Source organism: Streptomyces sp. HUAS MS02, assembly GCF_055702265.1.
The window spans coordinates 3,457,077-3,476,990 of the sequence record NZ_CM146747.1; the positions used below are offsets into that span (position 1 = coordinate 3,457,077).

18 protein-coding genes are annotated in these 19,914 nt (G+C 72.5%); 11 read left to right on the forward strand and 7 right to left on the reverse strand.

Annotated elements, in window-relative coordinates; translation table 11 throughout:
• The first annotated feature begins 243 nt into the window (after positions 1–243).
• Positions 244–801, forward strand: coding sequence for a hypothetical protein (locus ACZ9QC_RS14655; RefSeq protein WP_472920544.1), 558 nt, complete (start codon positions 244–246; stop codon positions 799–801).
• Positions 802–816: 15 nt separating this feature from the next.
• On the opposite strand, the gene ACZ9QC_RS14660 is transcribed toward ACZ9QC_RS14655, so the two are convergent.
• Both ACZ9QC_RS14660 and ACZ9QC_RS14665 read right to left on the reverse strand, forming a co-directional pair.
• Positions 817–1,971 (reverse strand): adenylate/guanylate cyclase domain-containing protein, encoded by a 1,155-nt coding sequence (locus tag ACZ9QC_RS14660; protein ID WP_316726111.1) that lies wholly within the window; start codon positions 1,969–1,971, stop codon positions 817–819.
• A gap of 247 nt (positions 1,972–2,218) precedes the next feature.
• Positions 2,219–3,094: a biotin--[acetyl-CoA-carboxylase] ligase gene (locus ACZ9QC_RS14665; RefSeq protein WP_472920545.1), complete on the reverse strand. Its 876-nt coding sequence runs from the start codon at positions 3,092–3,094 to the stop codon at positions 2,219–2,221.
• 157 nt (positions 3,095–3,251) lie between these two features.
• Here ACZ9QC_RS14665 and ACZ9QC_RS14670 point away from each other — a divergent pair, with 157 nt between their 5' ends.
• The 4 genes from ACZ9QC_RS14670 (at position 3,252) to ACZ9QC_RS14685 (ending at position 6,255) form a co-directional block, all read left to right on the forward strand.
• Positions 3,252–4,850, forward strand: coding sequence for an acyl-CoA carboxylase subunit beta (locus tag ACZ9QC_RS14670; protein ID WP_472920546.1), 1,599 nt, complete (start codon positions 3,252–3,254; stop codon positions 4,848–4,850).
• A gap of 27 nt (positions 4,851–4,877) precedes the next feature.
• Complete coding sequence (locus ACZ9QC_RS14675) at positions 4,878–5,087, forward strand: acyl-CoA carboxylase epsilon subunit (RefSeq protein WP_184904269.1); 210 nt, start codon at positions 4,878–4,880, stop codon at positions 5,085–5,087.
• A gap of 72 nt (positions 5,088–5,159) precedes the next feature.
• A complete protein-coding gene (gene mmpB / locus ACZ9QC_RS14680; RefSeq protein WP_472920547.1) occupies positions 5,160–5,288 on the forward strand; it encodes a morphogenic membrane protein MmpB in 129 nt (42 codons plus the stop codon).
• A gap of 343 nt (positions 5,289–5,631) precedes the next feature.
• Positions 5,632–6,255 (forward strand): Maf family protein, encoded by a 624-nt coding sequence (locus ACZ9QC_RS14685; protein WP_472920548.1) that lies wholly within the window; start codon positions 5,632–5,634, stop codon positions 6,253–6,255.
• Positions 6,256–6,264: 9 nt separating this feature from the next.
• Here ACZ9QC_RS14685 and ACZ9QC_RS14690 read toward each other — a convergent pair whose 3' ends face one another.
• Positions 6,265–6,774: a hypothetical protein gene (locus tag ACZ9QC_RS14690; RefSeq protein WP_472920549.1), complete on the reverse strand. Its 510-nt coding sequence runs from the start codon at positions 6,772–6,774 to the stop codon at positions 6,265–6,267.
• Between the two features lie 394 nt (positions 6,775–7,168).
• Between ACZ9QC_RS14690 and ACZ9QC_RS14695 the strand changes: the two genes are divergently transcribed.
• A complete protein-coding gene (locus tag ACZ9QC_RS14695; RefSeq protein WP_472920550.1) occupies positions 7,169–8,944 on the forward strand; it encodes an acetyl/propionyl/methylcrotonyl-CoA carboxylase subunit alpha in 1,776 nt (591 codons plus the stop codon).
• 212 nt (positions 8,945–9,156) lie between these two features.
• A complete protein-coding gene (locus ACZ9QC_RS14700; protein WP_472920551.1) occupies positions 9,157–9,723 on the forward strand; it encodes a TetR/AcrR family transcriptional regulator in 567 nt (188 codons plus the stop codon).
• A 94-nt stretch (positions 9,724–9,817) separates the two neighbouring features.
• On the opposite strand, the gene ACZ9QC_RS14705 is transcribed toward ACZ9QC_RS14700, so the two are convergent.
• Positions 9,818–10,825: a DeoR/GlpR family DNA-binding transcription regulator gene (locus ACZ9QC_RS14705; RefSeq protein ID WP_467329652.1), complete on the reverse strand. Its 1,008-nt coding sequence runs from the start codon at positions 10,823–10,825 to the stop codon at positions 9,818–9,820.
• A 187-nt stretch (positions 10,826–11,012) separates the two neighbouring features.
• Positions 11,013–12,461, reverse strand: coding sequence for an NAD(P)H-quinone dehydrogenase (locus ACZ9QC_RS14710; protein ID WP_472920552.1), 1,449 nt, complete (start codon positions 12,459–12,461; stop codon positions 11,013–11,015).
• A gap of 170 nt (positions 12,462–12,631) precedes the next feature.
• Between ACZ9QC_RS14710 and ACZ9QC_RS14715 the strand changes: the two genes are divergently transcribed.
• The 3 genes from ACZ9QC_RS14715 to ACZ9QC_RS14725 all read left to right on the forward strand — a co-directional run bounded on the left by ACZ9QC_RS14715 (position 12,632) and on the right by ACZ9QC_RS14725 (position 15,978).
• Positions 12,632–13,069 (forward strand): gamma-glutamylcyclotransferase family protein, encoded by a 438-nt coding sequence (locus ACZ9QC_RS14715; protein WP_472920553.1) that lies wholly within the window; start codon positions 12,632–12,634, stop codon positions 13,067–13,069.
• Between the two features lie 116 nt (positions 13,070–13,185).
• Positions 13,186–14,010, forward strand: a complete 825-nt coding sequence (locus tag ACZ9QC_RS14720; protein ID WP_184904281.1) for a purine-nucleoside phosphorylase — start codon at positions 13,186–13,188, stop codon at positions 14,008–14,010.
• A gap of 336 nt (positions 14,011–14,346) precedes the next feature.
• Positions 14,347–15,978 (forward strand): phospho-sugar mutase, encoded by a 1,632-nt coding sequence (locus ACZ9QC_RS14725; protein WP_316731610.1) that lies wholly within the window; start codon positions 14,347–14,349, stop codon positions 15,976–15,978.
• 133 nt (positions 15,979–16,111) lie between these two features.
• On the opposite strand, the gene ACZ9QC_RS14730 is transcribed toward ACZ9QC_RS14725, so the two are convergent.
• Positions 16,112–17,899 (reverse strand): hypothetical protein, encoded by a 1,788-nt coding sequence (locus ACZ9QC_RS14730; protein WP_472920554.1) that lies wholly within the window; start codon positions 17,897–17,899, stop codon positions 16,112–16,114.
• Positions 17,900–18,100: 201 nt separating this feature from the next.
• Positions 18,101–18,760 carry a PH domain-containing protein gene (locus ACZ9QC_RS14735; RefSeq protein ID WP_472920555.1) on the reverse strand — a complete coding sequence of 220 codons (660 nt, stop codon included), beginning with the start codon at positions 18,758–18,760 and terminating at the stop codon, positions 18,101–18,103.
• Positions 18,761–18,958: 198 nt separating this feature from the next.
• Here ACZ9QC_RS14735 and deoC point away from each other — a divergent pair, with 198 nt between their 5' ends.
• Complete coding sequence (deoC, locus tag ACZ9QC_RS14740) at positions 18,959–19,912, forward strand: deoxyribose-phosphate aldolase (protein WP_472921691.1); 954 nt, start codon at positions 18,959–18,961, stop codon at positions 19,910–19,912.
• The last annotated feature ends 2 nt before the right edge of the window (positions 19,913–19,914 follow it).

Below are 19,914 nucleotides of genomic sequence, written 5' to 3' on the forward strand. Positions count from 1 at the left end.
GCGCCTCCCACCGGCCAGACGGCCGCCACGCCGCCAGGAGCTCCCCCGGGGCCGACGGCGCCCTCGCCGCCCTGGAAGCCGTCCACGACCCCCTCCGGCCACACGACACCCTTCTCCGCCGCCCTCTCCGCGACCACAGCCGGCGCCTCCACAGGACACTCGCCCCAGGCCGGCCCCGCCCCCCGCCCGCGGGGCCGGCACCGGCGGCCCCGGCCCCGGAAGCTGCTGTTCGCGGTGGGCGGGATGGCGCTGGCGGCGGGTGCGCTGAGCCTCGTACGGCTGGCGTCGGACCCGGTCGGCAGCGTCGGCGCGGCAGGCCCGGCACCGAGCGCGGCGGACGACATCACGGACGGGGCGACCGGGGCGGGAACCACCGTGGGCGGCGAGCCCTCCCCCGACGCGGGCACCCCGACCGCCGACACCCCCATGGGCGCCGGAAAGCCCACGCCCACCCAGCAGCCGCCCTCATCGGGAGCGCCGGCCCCCACGCCGACCCCGTCCGGCTACCAGCCCGCCCCCTCCATCGGCGTGGACATCCCCTCCGCCCCCGGTGCCCGCGACCTGCCCAGGACCCCACCGCCCCGGGACGCCTCCACGGCGCCCCGCGCTCCGGAAACCCTCAGCCCCAGCGCTCCGGCGCCCACCCGGCCCCCGGCGGCAGCCCCTCAGCAGCCGACCGCACCCGACTCACCGACCACACCGACCGACCCCGGCGACACGACCACACCCACGAAGCCCACGAAGCCGGGCCTCTGCGTCCCGATCGTCGGCGTATGCGTCAACGACGCTCTGAGCGGATAGCGGAGGTGGCGGACATCAGCCACGCCGCGTGAGCAGCCACGGCTGGACCACGCCCAGTCCACGCACGGGGCGTTGCCACATCGGCTGGAGGGCGAAGCGGTACGTGGGCGGTTCCTCGCCCTCCTTCTCCGCGGCGGCTGCGGCCTCGGCGGCCTCGGCCTCGGAGGCGGGCGCCTCGCCCGTGCGGATCAGCTCCTCGGCGAAGGCGCCGTCGACGAGGACCGCGTCCTTCGGCGCTATCGAGGTGAGCCGGCTCGCGAGGTTCACGGTGGACCCGAAGACGTCACCCATCCGCGTCGTCACCGTGCCGAAGGCCATGCCCACGCGCAGCTCGGGCATGGTCTCGTCGTTGGCCATGGTCTCGATGAGGCGCAGGGCGATCTCGGCGGCGACACCGGCGTCGTCCGTGGCGTACAGGACCTCGTCCCCGAGGGTCTTGATGAGGCGCCCCCCGTTCGCCGCCACCAGGTCCGCGGCCGTGGTCTCGAAGGCCTCGACCAGCTCGCCGAGCTCCTCCTCCTCCATCCGACGGGTCAGCCGCGTGAACCCCACGAGATCCGCGAAGCAGACCGCGAGGCGCCGGTCGACCATCTCCTCGTCGTCCGCGGCCTGGACGACCCGGCCGGTGGCGGCGGCCAACTGGCGCCGCCAGACGTAGACGAGGAACTCCTCCAGCTCCGGCAGCAACAGCTCGATCAGCGGATACGTCACCTCGGTCCGGGTCATCCCCGGCTCCGGCGGCTCGGTCAGCCCCTCCAGGAAGGAGTCGATCTGCCACTCGGCCAGCCGCGCCGTGGTCTGCCCGGTCGAACGGGCCACCTGCACCGCCATGGCCTCACTCAGCAGCCCCGCCTCGACGAGACCCGCGAGGCGCCGCAGCGCGAGCACGTCGGCCTCGGTCAGCGCCTTGGCCTGACCGATGTCCGCGAAGCCCATGGCCCGCCAGAAACGGGACGCCAACTCCATGGAGACACCGGCGCTGCGTGCCGCCTGAAAAGGGGTGTACCGGCGCTCGGCCCCGAGGATCAGCCCTTCGAGCCGCAGCGCCAGAGGGTCCTCCTCGTCGGCGTCCACGCCGTGGGGCTCGCCCCGCTCGAGCGAAGCCGAGAGCGGGGGCGGCTCCACGCGGCCATCCGCGTTCGTGCCGGAGCCCGTGTCCTCGACGCTCACTCCTGCTGCCCTTCCGATCTCCCGCGGTCACGTACTCGACCGGCCTCAACTCTACGGCAGGTGTGCGCCAGCTCACTCCGTCAGGTGGGGCCGATGGTGGACGCCCACCGTCATCACCGCCCCACCGCCCAGCCACCACCCGAGTTCCCATCCCCCACCAGCCACACCTCCCCGTTCCCACCCCACAGCCCCTGATCGCACCCCCAGCCCCTGACCGCACTCCTGGTCACACAGGCCGCACCCCCGGTCACACAGGCCGCAAGTGCACGATGTCCCCCGCCCCCACCGGCTCCTGCACCCCCGCCTCCGTGGCGAGAACGAGCCGCCCGTCCCCGTCCACGGCCACGGCCTCCCCCACCACAGACCGATCCCCGGGCAGCTCGGCCCGCACGGTGCGCCCCAGCGTCGCGCATCCCGCGGCATAGGTCTCCTGGAGCCCGCTCGCGGACGGATCACCCCCGGCCGCCCGCCACCGCCCGTACCACTCCTCCAGCGACCGCAGAACGGCCCGCAGCAGCGGATCACGGTCCGTGCTCACGGCGCCGGCGAGCGCCAGCGACCCCGCCGCGGGCACCGGCAGCTCTTCCTCACGCAGGCTGACGTTGATGCCGATCCCGATCACGACACCCTCCGAACCCGCCCGCTCCGCGAGGATCCCGCCGGCCTTGCGCTCCTCGCCCCCCACGGTCACCAGCAGGTCGTTGGGCCACTTGAGCGCCGTGTCGACCCCGGCGGCCCGGGACAGCCCGGTCGCGACGGCGACCCCGGCGAGGAGCGGCAGCCAGCCCCAGTGCCGGACGGGCACCTCGGTCGGCTTGAGGAGGACGGAGAAGAACAGACCGGAGCGCGGCGGCGCGGTCCAGACGCGGTCGAGCCGTCCCCGGCCCGCGTGCTGCTCCTCGGCGACGAGCACCGCACCCTCGGGAAGCCGGTCGGCCCGCCCCGCGAGGTCGGTGTTGGTGGAACCGATGACGGGCACCACGTCCAGGGAGCTCCACAGCCCGCCCTCCCGGACCAGGGCCCGGCGCAGGGAGGCGGAGTTGAGCGGGGGCCGGTCGAGGTCGGACCAGCGTCCGCCCGGCTTGTCGTTACCGTCGTCTGAAGAGGGATCTCGCGGCGTCATGCAACCCACATTAGGTGTGGTAAACGCCGCACTGCTGAACGGTAGGCGCAGCACTACGCTACGAATGAGTAACCGCACCCACTTATGAGCACCCACCGCGCAGCACGTACTGACTGATCCCTCACGTCCCCATGAGCAGGCAGGGAGCCGCACCCCGATGTCCGAGTCGGTAGAGCCAGCAAGCATCGACATTCACACGACCGCGGGGAAGCTCGCGGATCTGCAGCGCCGTATCCACGAGGCGACGCACGCCGGCTCCGAGCGCGCGGTGGAGAAGCAGCACGCCAAGGGCAAGTTGACGGCCCGTGAGCGGATCGAGCTGCTCCTCGACGAGGACTCCTTCGTGGAGTTCGACGAGTTCGCCCGGCACCGCTCCACCGACTTCGGCATGGAGAAGAACCGCCCCTACGGCGACGGTGTCGTCACCGGCTACGGCACGGTCGACGGCCGCCCGGTGGCCGTCTTCTCCCAGGACTTCACCGTCCTCGGCGGCTCGCTCGGCGAGGTCTTCGGCCAAAAAATCATGAAAGCCATGGACTTCGCCCTCAAGACCGGCTGCCCGGTCATCGGCATCAACGACTCCGGCGGCGCCCGCATCCAGGAGGGCGTCATGGCCCTCGGCATGTACGGCGAGATCTTCCGCCGCAACACGCACGCATCCGGCGTCATCCCCCAGATCAGCCTCGTCGTCGGCCCCTGCGCGGGCGGAGCGGTCTACTCCCCCGCGATCACCGACTTCACGGTGATGGTCGACCAGACCTCGCACATGTTCATCACCGGGCCGGACGTCATCAAGACGGTCACCGGCGAGGACGTCGGCTTCGAGGAACTCGGCGGCGCCCGCACGCACAACGCCACCTCCGGCGTCGCCCATCACATGGCCGGCGACGAAAAAGACGCCATCGAGTACGTCAAGCAGCTCCTCTCCTACCTCCCCTCGAACAACCTCAGCGAGCCCCCGGCCTTCCCCGAGCAGGCGGACCTCACCCTCACCGACGAGGACCGCGAACTCGACACCCTGGTCCCGGACAGCGCCAACCAGCCGTACGACATGCACACGGTCGTCGAACACGTCCTGGACGACGCGGAGTTCTTCGAGACCCAGGCGCTCTTCGCGCCGAACATCCTCACCGGCTTCGGCCGTATCGAGGGCCACCCGGTGGGCATCGTCGCCAACCAGCCGATGCAGTTCGCCGGCTGCCTGGACATCGACGCCTCGGAGAAGGCCGCCCGCTTCGTGCGCACCTGCGACGCCTTCAACGTCCCCGTGCTGACCTTCGTCGACGTCCCCGGCTTCCTCCCGGGCGTCGGCCAGGAACACGAGGGCATCATCCGCCGCGGCGCCAAGCTCATCTACGCCTACGCCGAGGCCACCGTCCCCCTCATCACCGTCATCACCCGCAAGGCCTTCGGCGGCGCCTACGACGTCATGGGCTCCAAGCACCTCGGCGCCGACCTCAACCTCGCCTGGCCCACCGCGCAGATCGCCGTCATGGGCGCCCAGGGCGCGGTCAACATCCTGCACCGCCGCACCATCGCCGCCGCCCCCGACGACGAACGCGAAGCGGTACGCGCCCGTCTCATCCAGGAGTACGAGGACACGCTCCTCAACCCCTACACAGCGGCCGAGCGCGGCTACGTCGACGCCGTCATCCCGCCCTCAGAGACCCGCCGCCACCTCGTCCGCGGCCTGCGCCAACTCCGCACCAAGCGCGAGTCCCTGCCCCCCAAGAAGCACGGCAACATCCCCCTGTAGCCCCTTCCAACCCCGCTGGGAGCCGACATGACCATCAAGGTCGTACGCGGAAACCCGACCCCGGAGGAGCTGGCCGCCGCCCTGGCGGTGGTCCGCGCCCGCGCCGCGGCGGCGGCCACCGAGCCGCCCGGCGCGCCCGCCCCCCGGGACTCCTGGTCCGACCCGTCCCGCATCGCCGCGCACCGCCTGCCGGCCCCGGGCCCCACCACGTGGAGCCGCACCTACTGGCCCGGCTGAGCGGAACCTCGCCTACCGAATTGAGTACGCGTACTCAGGCGCCCGGCCCGCCGGGCGGCGCACCATCGCAGCATGCTCTGGTCCGACCCTGAGAACGAGCCGCCGAAGGAACTGCGCGACACGCAGGTCATGCTTCGGCGGCTCGGCGTGCTCATGGCCTGCGCCATGCTCCTGGCGATGCTGGTCCTGGGCATCCTCTGAGCGCCCCGACGCAGGGAGAGCCGCGTACGGCGGGAAGGGGGCGTGTCGGGGGGTGTCCGCCCGCAGCGGTTGGCGCGTCAACTCGCCCCGCTTCCCAGCCGACCGATTCCGCGCCGTTCCGAGGACGGACACCCCCCGGCGCGCCCCCGACCCACCCCCCGCCCCCGGGCGAACCCGACAGACGGACCGCACCCCTTCAGGGGCGCGAGGAACGGCGCGACCAGCCCCCACCCACCCGCACCCGACAACGCGCCTCACCCGGCCCACCCGGCCCGCACCCGACAACGCGCCCCACTCTCCCCACCCGGCCCGCACCCACCAACCCACGCAATACCCTGAGCGCATGACCGCCCCACAAACCCACCGTCGCCTGATCCTCGCCTCTCAGTCCCCCGCCCGGCTCAACCTCCTGCGCCAGGCCGGCCTCGCCCCCGAGGTGATCGTCAGTGGTGTGGACGAGGACGCCGTGTCCGCGCCCACCCCCGCCGACCTGGCCCTGGCCCTCGCCGAGGCCAAGGCCTCCGTCGTCGCCGCGAAGCCCGAGGTCAAGGGCGCCCTCGTCATCGGCTGCGACTCGGTCCTCGACCTCGACGGCGAGGCCCTCGGCAAGCCCGCCGACGCCGAGGAGGCCACCGCCCGCTGGAAGAACATGCGCGGCCGTGCCGGCACTCTCCAGACGGGCCACTGCGTCTACGACACCGCCACCGGCCGCTACACCTCCGCGACCGCCTCCACGGTCGTCCACTTCGGCGACCCCACGGACGAGGAGATCGCCGCGTACGTGGCCTCGGGCGAGCCCCTCTACGTCGCGGGGGCGTTCACGCTCGACGGCCGCTCGGCGCCGTTCATCGACGGCATCGACGGCGACCACGGGAACGTCATCGGCATCAGCCTTCCCCTGCTCCGCCGCCTGCTGGCCCGGCTCGGCGTGTCCATCACCGACCTGTGGACGCCCCGCGCCGACTGACGCGAGCCCTCACGAGGCGCCGGGCGCGGCCGGAGCGGCCTGCTCCGGCCCCCCGCCCCCCGTGCTCCCGGGGCTCCCGGCGCCCCCGTCGGCCCCGGGCCCACCCGGCACGGCGTCAGCGACCCCGTCCTGCCGGTCGTACGTCATCAGGGTGAGCAGCACCAGCCCCAGCACCGCCATCATGAACGCGAACGCGCCCCACCCGACCAGCCCCACGGTGAGCGCCCCGAGCATCCCGTGCACGACGGCCACGCTGATGAGCAGGATCCTGCCGAGCCCGGCGGGGGGACGGTTGCGCAGCGCCACGAGCAGCGCGACGACCCCGCAGAAGACGAAGTAGAGGCCGAAGAGGACACCCCCGGCCTTCGTGGAGACGGACATCGCGTCGGAATCCAGCCCGGCGAGCGACATCTCCTGCCGGTCGACGACGGTGCCGAGCAGCCACTGGACCCCGGCGATCCCGAGCCCTTCCACGACCAGCACGATCGCCGTCAGTACCGCCACCGGTCTGCGGATCACCGGCCCCACCCACTTCCGCTCTCGCCTGTCGCTCTGGACGCGCTCCCCGCACACCCGGTCGTTACCCCAGGTAGGTGTTCGAGACATCGCGAACGCTACTAACGGGTAAACCTCGGGACAAGGGTTCTTACGAGAGCAAAGAATCGTTGGGCCATTAGTAGGGACTCCACAAAGAAACCCAACCGGCCGCAGCGCGGCCGCACAGAGACCTTGACCACACCAGAGGGCTAGGGTTTTCGCGTGGAGTCCTGCGCCATGCTGTGCGACAAGGGATTTCGCGGGTTGAGTGAGCCTCGATTCACGCTCCGTGTGGGCAAGCTCACCATTGTGGACGGGTCGAAACGCCGTGTCGGCAGTCCCTAAACTCGGCTTGTTTCAAGGAGAGGGAGCCATCGTGCGCAAGGTGTTGATCGCCAACCGAGGCGAAATCGCTGTCCGCGTCGCCCGGGCGTGCCGGGACGCCGGGATCGCGAGCGTGGCCGTGTACGCCGATCCGGACCGGGACGCGCTGCATGTGCGCGCCGCGGACGAGGCGTTCGCGTTGGGCGGTGACACTCCGGCGACCAGCTACCTGGACATGGGCAAGGTCCTCCAGGCGGCGAAGGACGCGGGCGCCGACGCGGTCCACCCGGGCTACGGGTTCCTCTCGGAGAACGCGGAGTTCGCGCAGGCGGTCCTGGACGCGGGTCTGATCTGGATCGGCCCGCCGCCGCAGGCGATCCGTGACCTGGGTGACAAGGTGGCGGCCCGTCACATCGCCCAGCGCGCCGGTGCCCCGCTGGTCGCGGGCACCCCGGACCCGGTCTCGGGCGCCGACGAGGTCGTGGCCTTCGCCCGGGAGCACGGCCTGCCGATCGCGATCAAGGCCGCCTTCGGCGGTGGCGGTCGCGGCCTGAAGGTCGCCCGCACCCTCGAAGAGGTCCCCGAGCTGTACGACTCCGCCGTGCGCGAGGCCGTCGCCGCGTTCGGCCGGGGCGAGTGCTTCGTGGAGCGCTACCTCGACAAGCCGCGCCACGTCGAGACCCAGTGCCTGGCGGACCAGCACGGCAACGTGGTCGTCGTCTCGACCCGTGACTGCTCGCTCCAGCGCCGCCACCAGAAGCTGGTCGAGGAGGCCCCGGCCCCCTTCCTGTCCGAGGCGCAGAACGCCGAGCTGTACGCCGCCTCCAAGGCGATCCTGAAGGAGGCCGGCTACGTCGGCGCCGGCACCGTCGAGTTCCTCGTCGGCATGGACGGCACGATCTCCTTCCTGGAGGTCAACACCCGTCTCCAGGTGGAGCACCCGGTCACCGAGGAGGTCACCGGCATCGACCTGGTCCGCGAGATGTTCCGTATCGCCGACGGCGAGGAACTGGGCTACGACGACCCGCCGATGCGCGGCCATTCCTTCGAGTTCCGCATCAACGGCGAGGACCCGGGCCGAAACTTCCTCCCGGCGCCCGGCACGGTCACCACGTTCACCGCGCCCTCGGGCCCCGGTGTCCGTCTGGACGCGGGCGTGGAGTCCGGCAGCGTCATCGGCCCGGCCTGGGACTCCCTCCTGGCCAAGCTGATCGTCACCGGTGCCACCCGGCAGCAGGCCCTGCAGCGTGCGGCCCGCGCGCTGGAGGAGTTCACCGTCGAGGGCATGGCCACCGCGATCCCCTTCCACCGCGTGGTGGTCAAGGACCCGGCGTTCGCTCCCGAACTGACCGGCTCCAGCGACCCGTTCACGGTCCACACCCGCTGGATCGAGACCGAGTTCGTCAACGACATCAAGCCCTTCGCGGCCCCCGCCGACGCCACCGAGGCCGACGACGACGCCGACCGCGAGACGATCGTGGTCGAGGTCGGCGGCAAGCGCCTGGAGGTCTCCCTCCCGGCCGCCCTGGGCATGACCCTGGCCCGCACCGGCCTCGCCGCCGGCGCCAAGCCGAAGCGCCGCGCGGCCAAGAAGTCGGGCCCGGCGGCCTCCGGCGACACCCTCGCCTCTCCGATGCAGGGCACCATCGTCAAGGTGGCCGTCGAGGAGGGCCAGGAGGTCAAGGAAGGCGACCTCATCGTCGTCCTGGAGGCCATGAAGATGGAGCAGCCCCTCAACGCCCACCGCTCCGGCACCGTCAAGGGCCTCACCGCGGAGGTCGGCGCCTCCCTCACCTCGGGCGCCCCCATCTGCGAAATCAAGGACTGACCGCCACGTGAAGCCCCCGCGCCCCATGTGCTTGGGGGCGCGGGGAACTGCGCGAGAAGCCCTACGCACCCGCACCCGCGCAACCACCTCCGTCACCCGAGCTCTTAGGCTGAGGACGCCCCCAGCAGAAGAGAGCAGGTGATCACCGCGTGAGCCTCACCCCGGCCCAGCGCCCCGCAGGGACCCGGCCCCCCGCAGCAGGCCGGAGGCCCATGCGCGCGGACGCGCGTCGCAACCACGACCGCCTGCTCACGGAGGCCCGCCTCGCCTTCGCGGCCCACGGCACCGCCGCCTCGCTCGAGGACATCGCCCGCCGGGCGGACGTGGGCATCGGCACCCTGTACCGCCACTTCCCGAACCGCCAGGCCCTCCTGAGCGCGGTCTTCGAGGAAGCCGTCGCCGATCTGCTGGCCCGCGCCCAGGCACACCTGCGCGAGGAACACCCCTGCACGGCGCTCGTCGCATGGCTGCGCGACATCATCACCCATGCGGGCGAATACCGGGGGCTGGCGCAGGCCCTGATGACGGTCTCGTACGCGGACTCCCGCGCCGCGGACGAGAACCCCTCGGACCTGGCCCGGTGCTGCGCCCCGATCCGGGAGGCGGGCACGACCCTCCTCCGGCGGGCGCAAGACGCTCACGCCGTACGCGACGACGTGTCCATCGGAGATCTGCTCCAGCTCACCCACGCGATCGCGCTGGCGGCCGAGGAAACCCCGGACGACCCGGAGCTGGCCGACCGCCTGCTGACGCTGACCTTGCGCGGCCTGAAGCCGTAGCCACCGCCGGCCGGAGCCCACCCGGGCTCAGCCCGCACGCCCCTGCCCGACGCCGCGGCTCACGCGCCCTGCCCGACGCCGCGGCCCACGCGCCCTACCGGCGCCGCAGATCCGCGACCCGGGCCGCCCGCTCCCGTTCCCGTTCACCGGCGGGCGGCTGGTCCCCCAGGACCGTGGCGGTGCGCAGCTGGGGCGCGGTGCCGTGGACCTGGTTGCGGCGGGGTCCCGGAAGGGGCACGTCCCGGCGCGAAGGGCGCGCCGGGACGGGATCGCCTCCCGTTCCCCCGGCGCCCGACGCCCCGGCCACGGAGATCTGCACACCCTGATCGGCCAGGGCCTGCAGCTCGGTGACCGCGCGGTCGTCGTGGCCGGGCGGATCGTCGGTGACCAGCCGGGTGATCACATCCGTCGGCACCGTCTGGAACATGGTGTCGGTGCCGAGCTTGGTGTGGTCGGCGAGCACGACGACCTCGGCGGCGGCCTGGACCAGCGCGCGGTCGACGGACGCCGACAGCATGTTGGACGTGGACAGGCCGCGCTCGGCGGTCAGTCCGCTCCCGGAGAGGAAGGCCTTGGAGACACGCAGCCCCTGGAGGGACTGCTCGGCTCCGGAACCGACCAGGGCGTAGTTGGAACCGCGCAGGGTGCCGCCGGTCATCACGACCTCCACACGGTTGGCATGGGCCAACGCCTGTGCCACCAACAGGGAGTTGGTGACGACGGTCAGCCCGGGGACCCGCGCGAGCCGGCGTGCCAGCTCCTGCGTGGTGGTCCCCGCCCCGACCACGATGGCCTCGCCCTCTTCGACGAGGCTCGCGGCGAGATCGGCGATGGCCGTCTTCTCGGCGGTCGCGAGATGAGACTTCTGCGGAAAGCCGGACTCCCGCGTGAACCCGCCCGGCAATACCGCACCGCCGTGTCGGCGGTCGAGGAGTCCTTCTGCCTCCAGAGCGCGCACGTCCCGCCGTACGGTCACTTCGGAGGTCTGGACGACGCGGGCGAGCTCACGGAGCGACACGGCTCCATTGGCCCGCACCATTTCGAGGATCAATTGACGACGTTCTGCAGCGAACACGAAACTGACAGTAACGCCAACGACCATCTGCTTTCAGCAGTTTGCGCCGAATAGCAGAAGTTGTTCGCAGGGTGGGGCGAGAAGTGATATAGGGACTATCCCGGACGGAACCCGGCACACATCGGTCAGAACGCACAGATCGCACCGACCGAACGGACCACGCGATCCGTACGGACCACGCGATCCGTGCAGACCATGCGGACCGTACGGACCGTCAGACCCCTCCACCCGACTTGCGTGTGTGGAGCTGGCGTGCGACCTCGGCGATCGAGCCGGACAGGGACGGGTACACCGTGAACGCGTTCGCGATCTGCTCGACCGTCAGGTTGTTGTCGACGGCGATCGAGATCGGGTGGATCAGCTCGGAGGCGCGCGGCGAGACCACCACACCGCCCACGACGATGCCGGTGCCCGGCCGGCAGAAGATCTTGACGAAGCCGTCCCGGATGCCCTGCATCTTGGCGCGCGGGTTGCGCAGCAGCGGCAGCTTCACCCCGACGGCGTCGATGACCCCGGCGTCCAGGTCGGCCTGGGTGTAGCCGACGGTGGCGATCTCGGGGTCGGTGAAGACGTTGGACGACACGGTCTTCAGGTTCAGCGGGGCCACGGCGTCGCCGAGGAAGTGGTACATGGCGATACGGCCCTGCATGGCGGCGACGGACGCCAGGGCGAACACCCCGGTGACGTCACCGGCCGCGTACACGCCGGGGGCGGTGGTCCGCGACACCTTGTCGGTCCAGATGTGCCCGGACTCCTTGACCTTGACCCCGGCCTCCTCCAGGCCCATCCCGGCGCTGTTGGGGACGGCGCCGACGGCCATCAGACAGTGCGTGCCGGTGATGACGCGGCCGTCCGCGAGCGCGACCTCGACCCGGTCACCGACCCGTTTGGCGGACTCGGCACGGGACCGCGCCATGACGTTCATCCCGCGCCGCCGGAACACGTCCTCCAGGACGGCGGCGGCGTCCGGGTCCTCGCCCGGCAGCACCCGGTCGCGGCTGGAGACGAGCGTGACGCGCGACCCGAGCGCCTGGTAGGCGCCGGCGAACTCGGCACCGGTGACACCGGACCCGACGACGATCAGTTCTTCCGGCAGCTCGTCCAGGTCGTAGACCTGGGTCCAGTTGAGGATGCGCTCGCCGTCCGGCTGCGCGTCGGGGAGCTCGCGCGGATGTCCGCCGGTGGCGATGAGCACGGCATCGGCGGTCAGGGTCTCCTCGGACCCGTCCGCCGCCCGCACGACGACCTTGCGCGACCCGTCGAGGTCCTGCTGACCCTCGAGCCGCCCGCGCCCGCGCATGACCCGTGCGCCGGCGCGCGTCACCGAGGCGGTGATGTCGTGCGACTGCGCCAGCGCGAGCCTCTTCACACGCCGGTTGACCTTGCCGAGGTCCACGCCGACGACACGCGCGGGCGTGTCGATGTGCGGGGTGTCGTCGGCGACGATGATCCCCAGCTCCTCATAGGAGGAGTCGAAGGTCGTCATCACCTCGGCCGTCGCGATGAGGGTCTTGGACGGCACGCAGTCGGTCAGCACCGACGCCCCGCCCAGACCGTCGCAGTCCACGACGGTCACCTCCGCGCCGAGCTGCGCGGCCACCAGCGCCGCTTCATATCCGCCGGGTCCGCCACCGATGATCACGATCCGAGTCACATGCCCCATTGTCCCGTACGAGCCCGGGTACCAACGAGTCGGGGGTACGCGCCGCCCCGCAAGGGGCGCGGTGAACTGCGCGACCAGCCACAACGCGCCCGCACCCGCGAGACCACAGGCACCCCCACCCCCCTCAGGCGCCCGGCTCCCCGTGCGGAGCGCTCCCGTACCCTCTCCCCATGTCGCTCTACGCCGCCTACGCCGGCAACCTGGACTCGCGCCTGATGTCCCGCCGCGCCCCCCACTCCCCGTTGCGCGCAACCGGCTGGCTGAACGACTGGCGGCTGACCTTCGGCGGCGAGCACATGGGCTGGGAGGGCGCCCTGGCCACCGTCGTGGAGGCTCCCCGCTCCCAGGTCTTCGTGGCCCTCTACGACATCGCCCCCATGGACGAGGAGGCGATGGACCGCTGGGTCGGCGTCGGGCTGGACATATACCGCCGGATGCGGGTCCGCGTGCACACGCTGGACGGTGAGGAACCGGCCTGGGTCTACGTCCTCAACGGCTACGAGGGCGGTCTGCCCTCCGCCCGCTATCTGGGCGAGGTCGCGGACGCGGCGGAGTCGGCGGGCGCCCCGCACGACTATGTGATGGAACTCCGCAAACGCCCCTGCTGAGGAGCCGGCCCGGGGGCGAACGCCTCCCCCCGGTGTTGGAAACGACAAGGCAACGATCCCGATCCCGTGAGCCTGGTCATCTACGCGCGTAGGCTCAGACCGGATACCCTCGTCACGTGAACGCATCTCTTCTTCCGGACGACATCCAGGGCGACCCGTACGCCGCCGCCGACGCCGCCGCCGCGCGCCTGCGTGAGCTGACAGGCGCCGAGACCCACGACGTCGCTCTCGTGATGGGCTCCGGCTGGGCCCCGGCCGTGGACGCCCTCGGCGCCCCCGAGGCCGAGTTCCAGGTCACCGAGCTGCCCGGCTTCCCGCCGCCGGCCGTCGAGGGGCACGGCGGCAAGGTCCGCTCGTACAGGATCGGTGACAAGCGCGCGCTCGTCTTCCTGGGCCGCACGCACTACTACGAGGGGCGCGGCGTCGCCGCCGTCGCGCACGGCGTCCGTACGGCCGTCGCCGCCGGTGTGAAGACGATCGTCCTCACCAACGGCTGCGGTGGTCTGCGCGAGGGCATGCGTCCCGGCCAGCCGGTGCTGATCAGCGACCACCTGAACCTCACGGCGACGTCGCCGATCGTCGGCGCGAACTTCGTCGACCTCACGGACCTCTACTCCCCGCGCCTGCGCGCCCTGTGCAAGGAGATCGACCCCTCCCTGGAGGAAGGCGTCTACGCGCAGTTCACGGGCCCGCACTACGAGACCCCGGCGGAGATCCGCATGGCCCGCGTGATCGGCGCGGACCTCGTCGGCATGTCCACGGTCCTGGAGGCCATCGCCGCGCGCGAGGCGGGCGCCGAGATCCTGGGCATCTCCCTGGTGACGAACCTGGCGGCCGGGATGACGGGCGAGCCCCTCAACCACGAGGAGGTCCTCCAGGCGGGCCGCGACTCGGCGACCCGCATGGGCGCGCTGCTGACGCAGGTCCTGAACCGGCTGTAGCCCGGGGCTCCGCCGGGGGGTGCCTTGTCGGGTGCGGGTGGTTGGGGGCCTGGTCGCGCAGTTCCCCCCCCCGCCCGTGAAAAGCAGGGGCTGCGCCCCGTGCTTTTCAACCCGCAGCCCCCGCCCCCTTCCAGGCCCACAGGGGCCTGGTCTTTCAGGGGCGCGGGAACTGCGCGACCAGCCCCCACCGGACCCGCACCCGGAAACCCACGACCGGCGGGGTCGAAGGGGCGCAGCCCCTGGGACGGGTCGGGCAGGGGCGGCGGGGGCGAGCACAATCGAACCGACGGCACAGCAGAAGACCGACGGCAGACCAAGAACGAGAGGTTGACCCCCGTGCACGACGACCTGATCGCCCGCGCCAAGGCGTGGCTGGCCGAGGACCCCGACCCGGACACCCGGGACGAACTCGGCAGGCTGATCGACGCGGCGGACACGGCGGAACTGACCACCCGCTTCTCCGGCACCCTCCAGTTCGGCACGGCCGGCCTCCGGGGCGAACTCGGCGCCGGCCCCATGCGCATGAACCGCGCGGTCGTCATCCGCGCCGCCGCCGGCCTCGCCGCGTACCTCAACAAGCAGGGCGACACCGGCGGCCTGGTCGTCATCGGCTACGACGCCCGCCACAAGTCCGCCGACTTCGCCCGCGACACGGCCGCCGTGATGACCGGCGCGGGCCTGCGCGCGGCCGTCCTCCCCCGCCCCCTGCCCACGCCCGTCCTGGCCTTCGCCATAAGGCACCTGGGCGCGGTGGCCGGCGTCGAGGTCACGGCCAGCCACAACCCGCCGCGCGACAACGGCTACAAGGTCTACCTGGGCGACGGCTCCCAGATCGTGCCCCCGGCCGACGCCGGGATCGCGGCCGAGATCGACGCCGTACGCTCCCTCGACGACGTGCCCCGCCCGGACGCCGGCTGGGACACCCTCGACGACAGCGTCCTGGAGGCCTATCTGGCCCGTACGGACGCGGTGCTCGCCCCCGGTTCCCCCCGGACCGCCCGCACGGTCTACACGGCCATGCACGGCGTCGGCCGGGACACCCTGCTCGCCGCCTTCGCCCGGGCAGGCTTCCCGGAGCCCGTCCTGGTCGCCGAGCAGGCGGACCCGGACCCGGAGTTCCCGACGGTCGCCTTCCCGAACCCGGAGGAGCCCGGCGCGATGGACCTCGCCTTCGCGAAGGCCCGCGAGACGGACCCCGACCTGATCGTGGCGAACGACCCGGACGCGGACCGCTGCGCCGTGGCCGTGAAGGACGGCACCGACTGGCGCATGCTGCGCGGCGACGAGGTGGGCGCGCTCCTCGCCACCCACCTGGTCGCGCGTGGCGCCCGGGGCACCTTCGCCGAGTCGATCGTCTCCTCCTCCCTCCTCGGCCGTATCGCCGAGAAGGCGGGCCTCCCCTACGAGGAGACCCTGACCGGCTTCAAGTGGATCGCCCGCGTCGAGGGTCTGCGCTACGGCTACGAGGAGGCGCTCGGCTACTGCGTCGACCCCGAGGGCGTCCGCGACAAGGACGGCATCACGGCGGCCCTGCTCATCACGGAACTCGCCTCCCGGCTGAAGGAGGAGGGCCGCACCCTCCTCGATCTGCTGGACGACATCGCCGTCGAGCACGGTCTGCACGCCACCGACCAGCTCTCGGTCCGCGTCCAGGACCTCTCGCTCATCGCCAGCGCGATGGAACGGCTCCGCGAGCGGCCGCCGACCGCCCTGGCCGGCCTGCCCGTCACCCGGGCCGAGGACCTGACCCGGGGCACGGACCGGCTCCCGCCCACGGACGGCCTGCGCTACACGCTCGACGGCGCCCGGGTCATCGTCCGCCCGAGCGGCACGGAGCCCAAGCTCAAGTGCTACCTGGAGGTCGTGGTGCCCGTCGCCGACCCGACCGCTCTCCCGGCGGCCCGCGCGAAGGCGACGGAGCTGCTGACCGGCATCAAGCGGGACCTCTCGGCGGCAGCGGGCATCTGACCCCTGCCTCTTCTCGCCCACGGAGGCCCCGGCCGATTCACCGGCCGGGGCCTCCGCCACGCCCGGGCCGACGACGGCGAGGCGCGCTCCGCCGACCTCACCGGCACCCGCCTCCACGGCGCCGGCACAGCCTTTACGGCACCAGCACCAGCACCGCCGCCCACCCCACGGCGAGCACCGCACTCAGCGGCCACAGAGGTGTCCCCCGCCCCACGTACTCCCCCTCCGGCCGCAGCGACGGCTCCTGCCACAGGGCGGTGATCTCGGCGGCGGTCCTCTCGTAGGGGTGAACGAGCCGCAGCCTGCGCTCCAGCCAGCGCCAGCGCTCCGCCCGGACGCTCCACAGCTCGAACGACTCCTCGCGGCTGTCCACCGTCAGCACGGAACCGGCGCACCGCACGGTCGCGAGGTCGTCCCACGCGACGTGCCGGGGCCGGCCCCAGCCGCTCAGCCACAGCCCCGAGCGGTCGGCCGTGATGCGCCAGGTGAGCATCTGGGGCAGCGTCAGGACGGCGAAGAGACCGAGGAGGCCGCCGAGGACGTACCGCGTCGGTCCGTCCGGGTAGAGGCCCACGGCGGCGATCACGACGACCATGAACAGGGCGGTGGCCCAGTCCGGCCAGCCGGCCCGCCAGCGCCGTACGGACACCGGCTCGTCCCCCAGCCGCGCCCGGCTCTCCGTGACGGCCGTGGCCCGCAGCTCCTCGTGGACCGTGTGCCGCTTCGCCCCGGCCCGCTGCCGGGCGGCCCGGTGCCGTACGGTCCGGTCGGACAGGGGCCGCACGGGCCCGCTGGACGACTCGACGACCAGTTCCGCGGGCGCGCCGCCCTCTGCCGCCTCCGTGCCGACCGCCGGCTTTTCCAGGTCCACCGGCCCACCGGCCCCGCCCGGGGCCTGCGGCGCCTCCGCCGCGCTGACGAGCACGATCTCGGCGCCGTCGTGGGGCAGCCCGTACAGCACGGCCTCGCGCAGGGGACCGGGCTGGTCGTCGTCCTCGTCGACGCCCTCGACGGCATCGAGGAGCACGTCCCGCTCCGACCGGCCGCCGCGCTCCTCGGCCTCCTCGCCGTCCTCACCGTCATCGTCGGCGTCGTCGTACCACTCCTCGGTGACGACCGTGAACAACGGCCGCAGCGCCGCCACGTCGTCGGCGGCGAACACTTCCGCGTCCCCGTCGGCGCCGTCGCGGACGAGCACCCGCAGCACCGGCACGGGAGCGCCCCGCAGCGCGGCGGACCGGCGGCGGCCCAGCACTCCGGAGAGCGACGTGGTGAGTCCCCAGCCGACCACGAACCAGCCGACGAGCGTGGCCTCGTGCCGGTCGGTGGCGACGTCCCAGCCGGAGACGGCGGAGAGCATCCCCGCACCGACCACGGCCAGCACGGCCCCGAAGCCGATGAGGAACCGGCCGCGCCGCAGCGGCCCGACCCCGTCCGGCACCGTGGCCGTGACCCCCTCGGTGGCCGCGAGCGCCCACTGCCGCTGGAGCCGGCGCTTGCTCAGCCGGATCTCGGCCGCGGCCCAGGTGAAGGTCGCGGCGAGGAGGCCCAGCAGGGTCGGCACGTCGTGCGAGCCGCCGTACCAGGCGAGCAGAAGCAGCAGTGCCGGCGCGGAGAACCGTACGACCTCGGGCCTGACCAGGGTCCACACCAGTTGCAGCGGCACCAGCGCGGCGAGGGCGGCGGGCACCTCCACGAAGTTCGCCAGCCAGAAGCCGACGATCAGGCCGCCCGGGACCACGGCGAGCAGATGCAGGGGCCGCGTCCGCGCGGGCACCCACAGGGGAGGCTGGGTCCGCGCCCAGACCTCCGTCTTCTCCCCGCTCCAGGCGACACAGCCATCGGGCACGGCGAACGCGGGCAGGGGACGCGGCGGTGGGGAGACCCCGGCCGGGAACTGGGGCTCAAGCTCGGTACTCATCGTTGTGTGGACACTCCGGCCGCCGTCGTGGTTGCGCCGCGCGGTCCGACACGATCCAAGCGGACCAGGCTGTGAAGGCGAGACACACGAGCAGCGCCACCCTAGAACAGACGTCCGGCGTTCCTCACCGAAACGACTCCCCGGAGCTCCACGTCACACCGGACCGGTGTCACACCGGACTGATGTCGCCCCGGACCGGCATCACCCCAGCGCGATCAGCACCGCCAGCAGCACGGCCCCGGCCGCCGCCGGCCCCATGATCTCCCAGGCCCACCGCACGCTCGGCTCCCCCTGCGACCCGGCCGCCTTCGCCCGCGCCTCACACAGGTCCCGCAGATCGACCATGACCTGATCGGCCTCCGCCCGCACGGGCCGCCCGGCGTCGGCGGTACGCCCGCCACCGTCGCCCCTGGCCGCCCGACGGGCCTCCCGGGCCTGCTGCCGATGGGCCTTCTTGCGCCCCCGCAGCGAGACAGGGATCGCAAAGAGCTGGTACTTGGTGCCGCTCTCGTCGATGACCTCGTTCGTGTAGCCGGACCGCAGCGACACCACGCTCGCCCAGGGCAGCTCGATCACCCGGAACGGATTGCGCACCCGCAGCCGGTCGTCGTTGGCGAACACGGCCGGCCGCACCGAGAACGCGACCACCACCGGCACGGCCACCAGCATCGAGGCCAGCGCCAGCCAGGGCGTACGCCCCTCGCCGGACACCACCGCGTCCCCACCGAGCCAGGCGATCAGGCCGAGCAGCAGCACGCCGCCCACGAGCCCGGCGGGCGACCGGTACACCCGGTCCTTGTAGACGGGCTTGTTGTCGGGCTTGCCGGGCGTCGACGCGGAGGCCTGATCCGAGGTGCTCATACGTCCGATTCTGCCCGATGCCGCGCACCTGCCCGCAGCCGAGGTCGCGCGCCCCTCAAGGGGCGCGGGGAACTGCGCGAGCACCCCCCACCCACCCGCGCCCGCCACACGACAAGCACCCCCACCCCTCACGCGTCCGTTCGAACAATCCGAGGGCTGTACACCTGCTACGCGCGTAGATATGCTCGTCTGGTGACCATGTCCACAGCTGCACCCCACGCTCTCGCCGACGTCACCGCGTCCGACAGCACGCTGCGCCGCTTCCTCCACGGGCTGCCCGGCGTCGACCCGGTCGGCCTGGAGGCGCGCGCCGCCTCCCTCGGCACCCGTTCCATCAAGACGACCGCCAAGGCGTACGCCATCGACCTGGCCATCTCCATGGTCGACCTGACGACGCTGGAAGGCGCGGACACCCCCGGCAAGGTCCGGTCCCTGGGTGCCAAGGCGGTCCTCCCCGACCCCACCGACCGCACCACGCCCGCCACCGCCGCGGTCTGTGTCTACCCCGACATGGTGCCCGCCGCGAAGGCCGCCGTCGCCGGCTCCACCGTGAAGGTCGCCTCCGTGGCCACCGCCTTCCCGGCCGGCCGCGCCCCCCTCGCCGTGAAGCTGGCAGACGTCCGCGAGGCCGTCTCCGCGGGCGCCGACGAGATCGACATGGTCATCGACCGCGGCGCGTTCCTCGCGGGGAACTACCTCAAGGTCCACGAGGAGATCACCGCGGTGAAGGAGGCCTGCGGCACCGCGGCCCGCCTGAAGGTCATCTTCGAGACGGGCGAGCTCTCGACCTACGACAACATCCGCCGGGCCAGCTGGCTCGGCATGCTCGCCGGCGCGGACTTCATCAAGACGTCCACCGGCAAGGTCGCGGTGAACGCCACGCCCGCCAACACCCTCCTCATGCTGGAGGCCGTCCGCGACTTCCGCGCCCAGACCGGCGTCCAGGTCGGTGTGAAGCCCGCCGGCGGCATCCGCACGACCAAGGACGCGATCAAGTTCCTCGTCCTGGTCAACGAGACCGTCGGCGAGGACTGGCTGGACAACCACTGGTTCCGCTTCGGCGCGTCCTCGCTCCTCAACGACCTGCTGATGCAGCGCCAGAAGCTGGCCACCGGCCGCTACTCCGGCCCCGACTACGTGACGGTGGACTGATC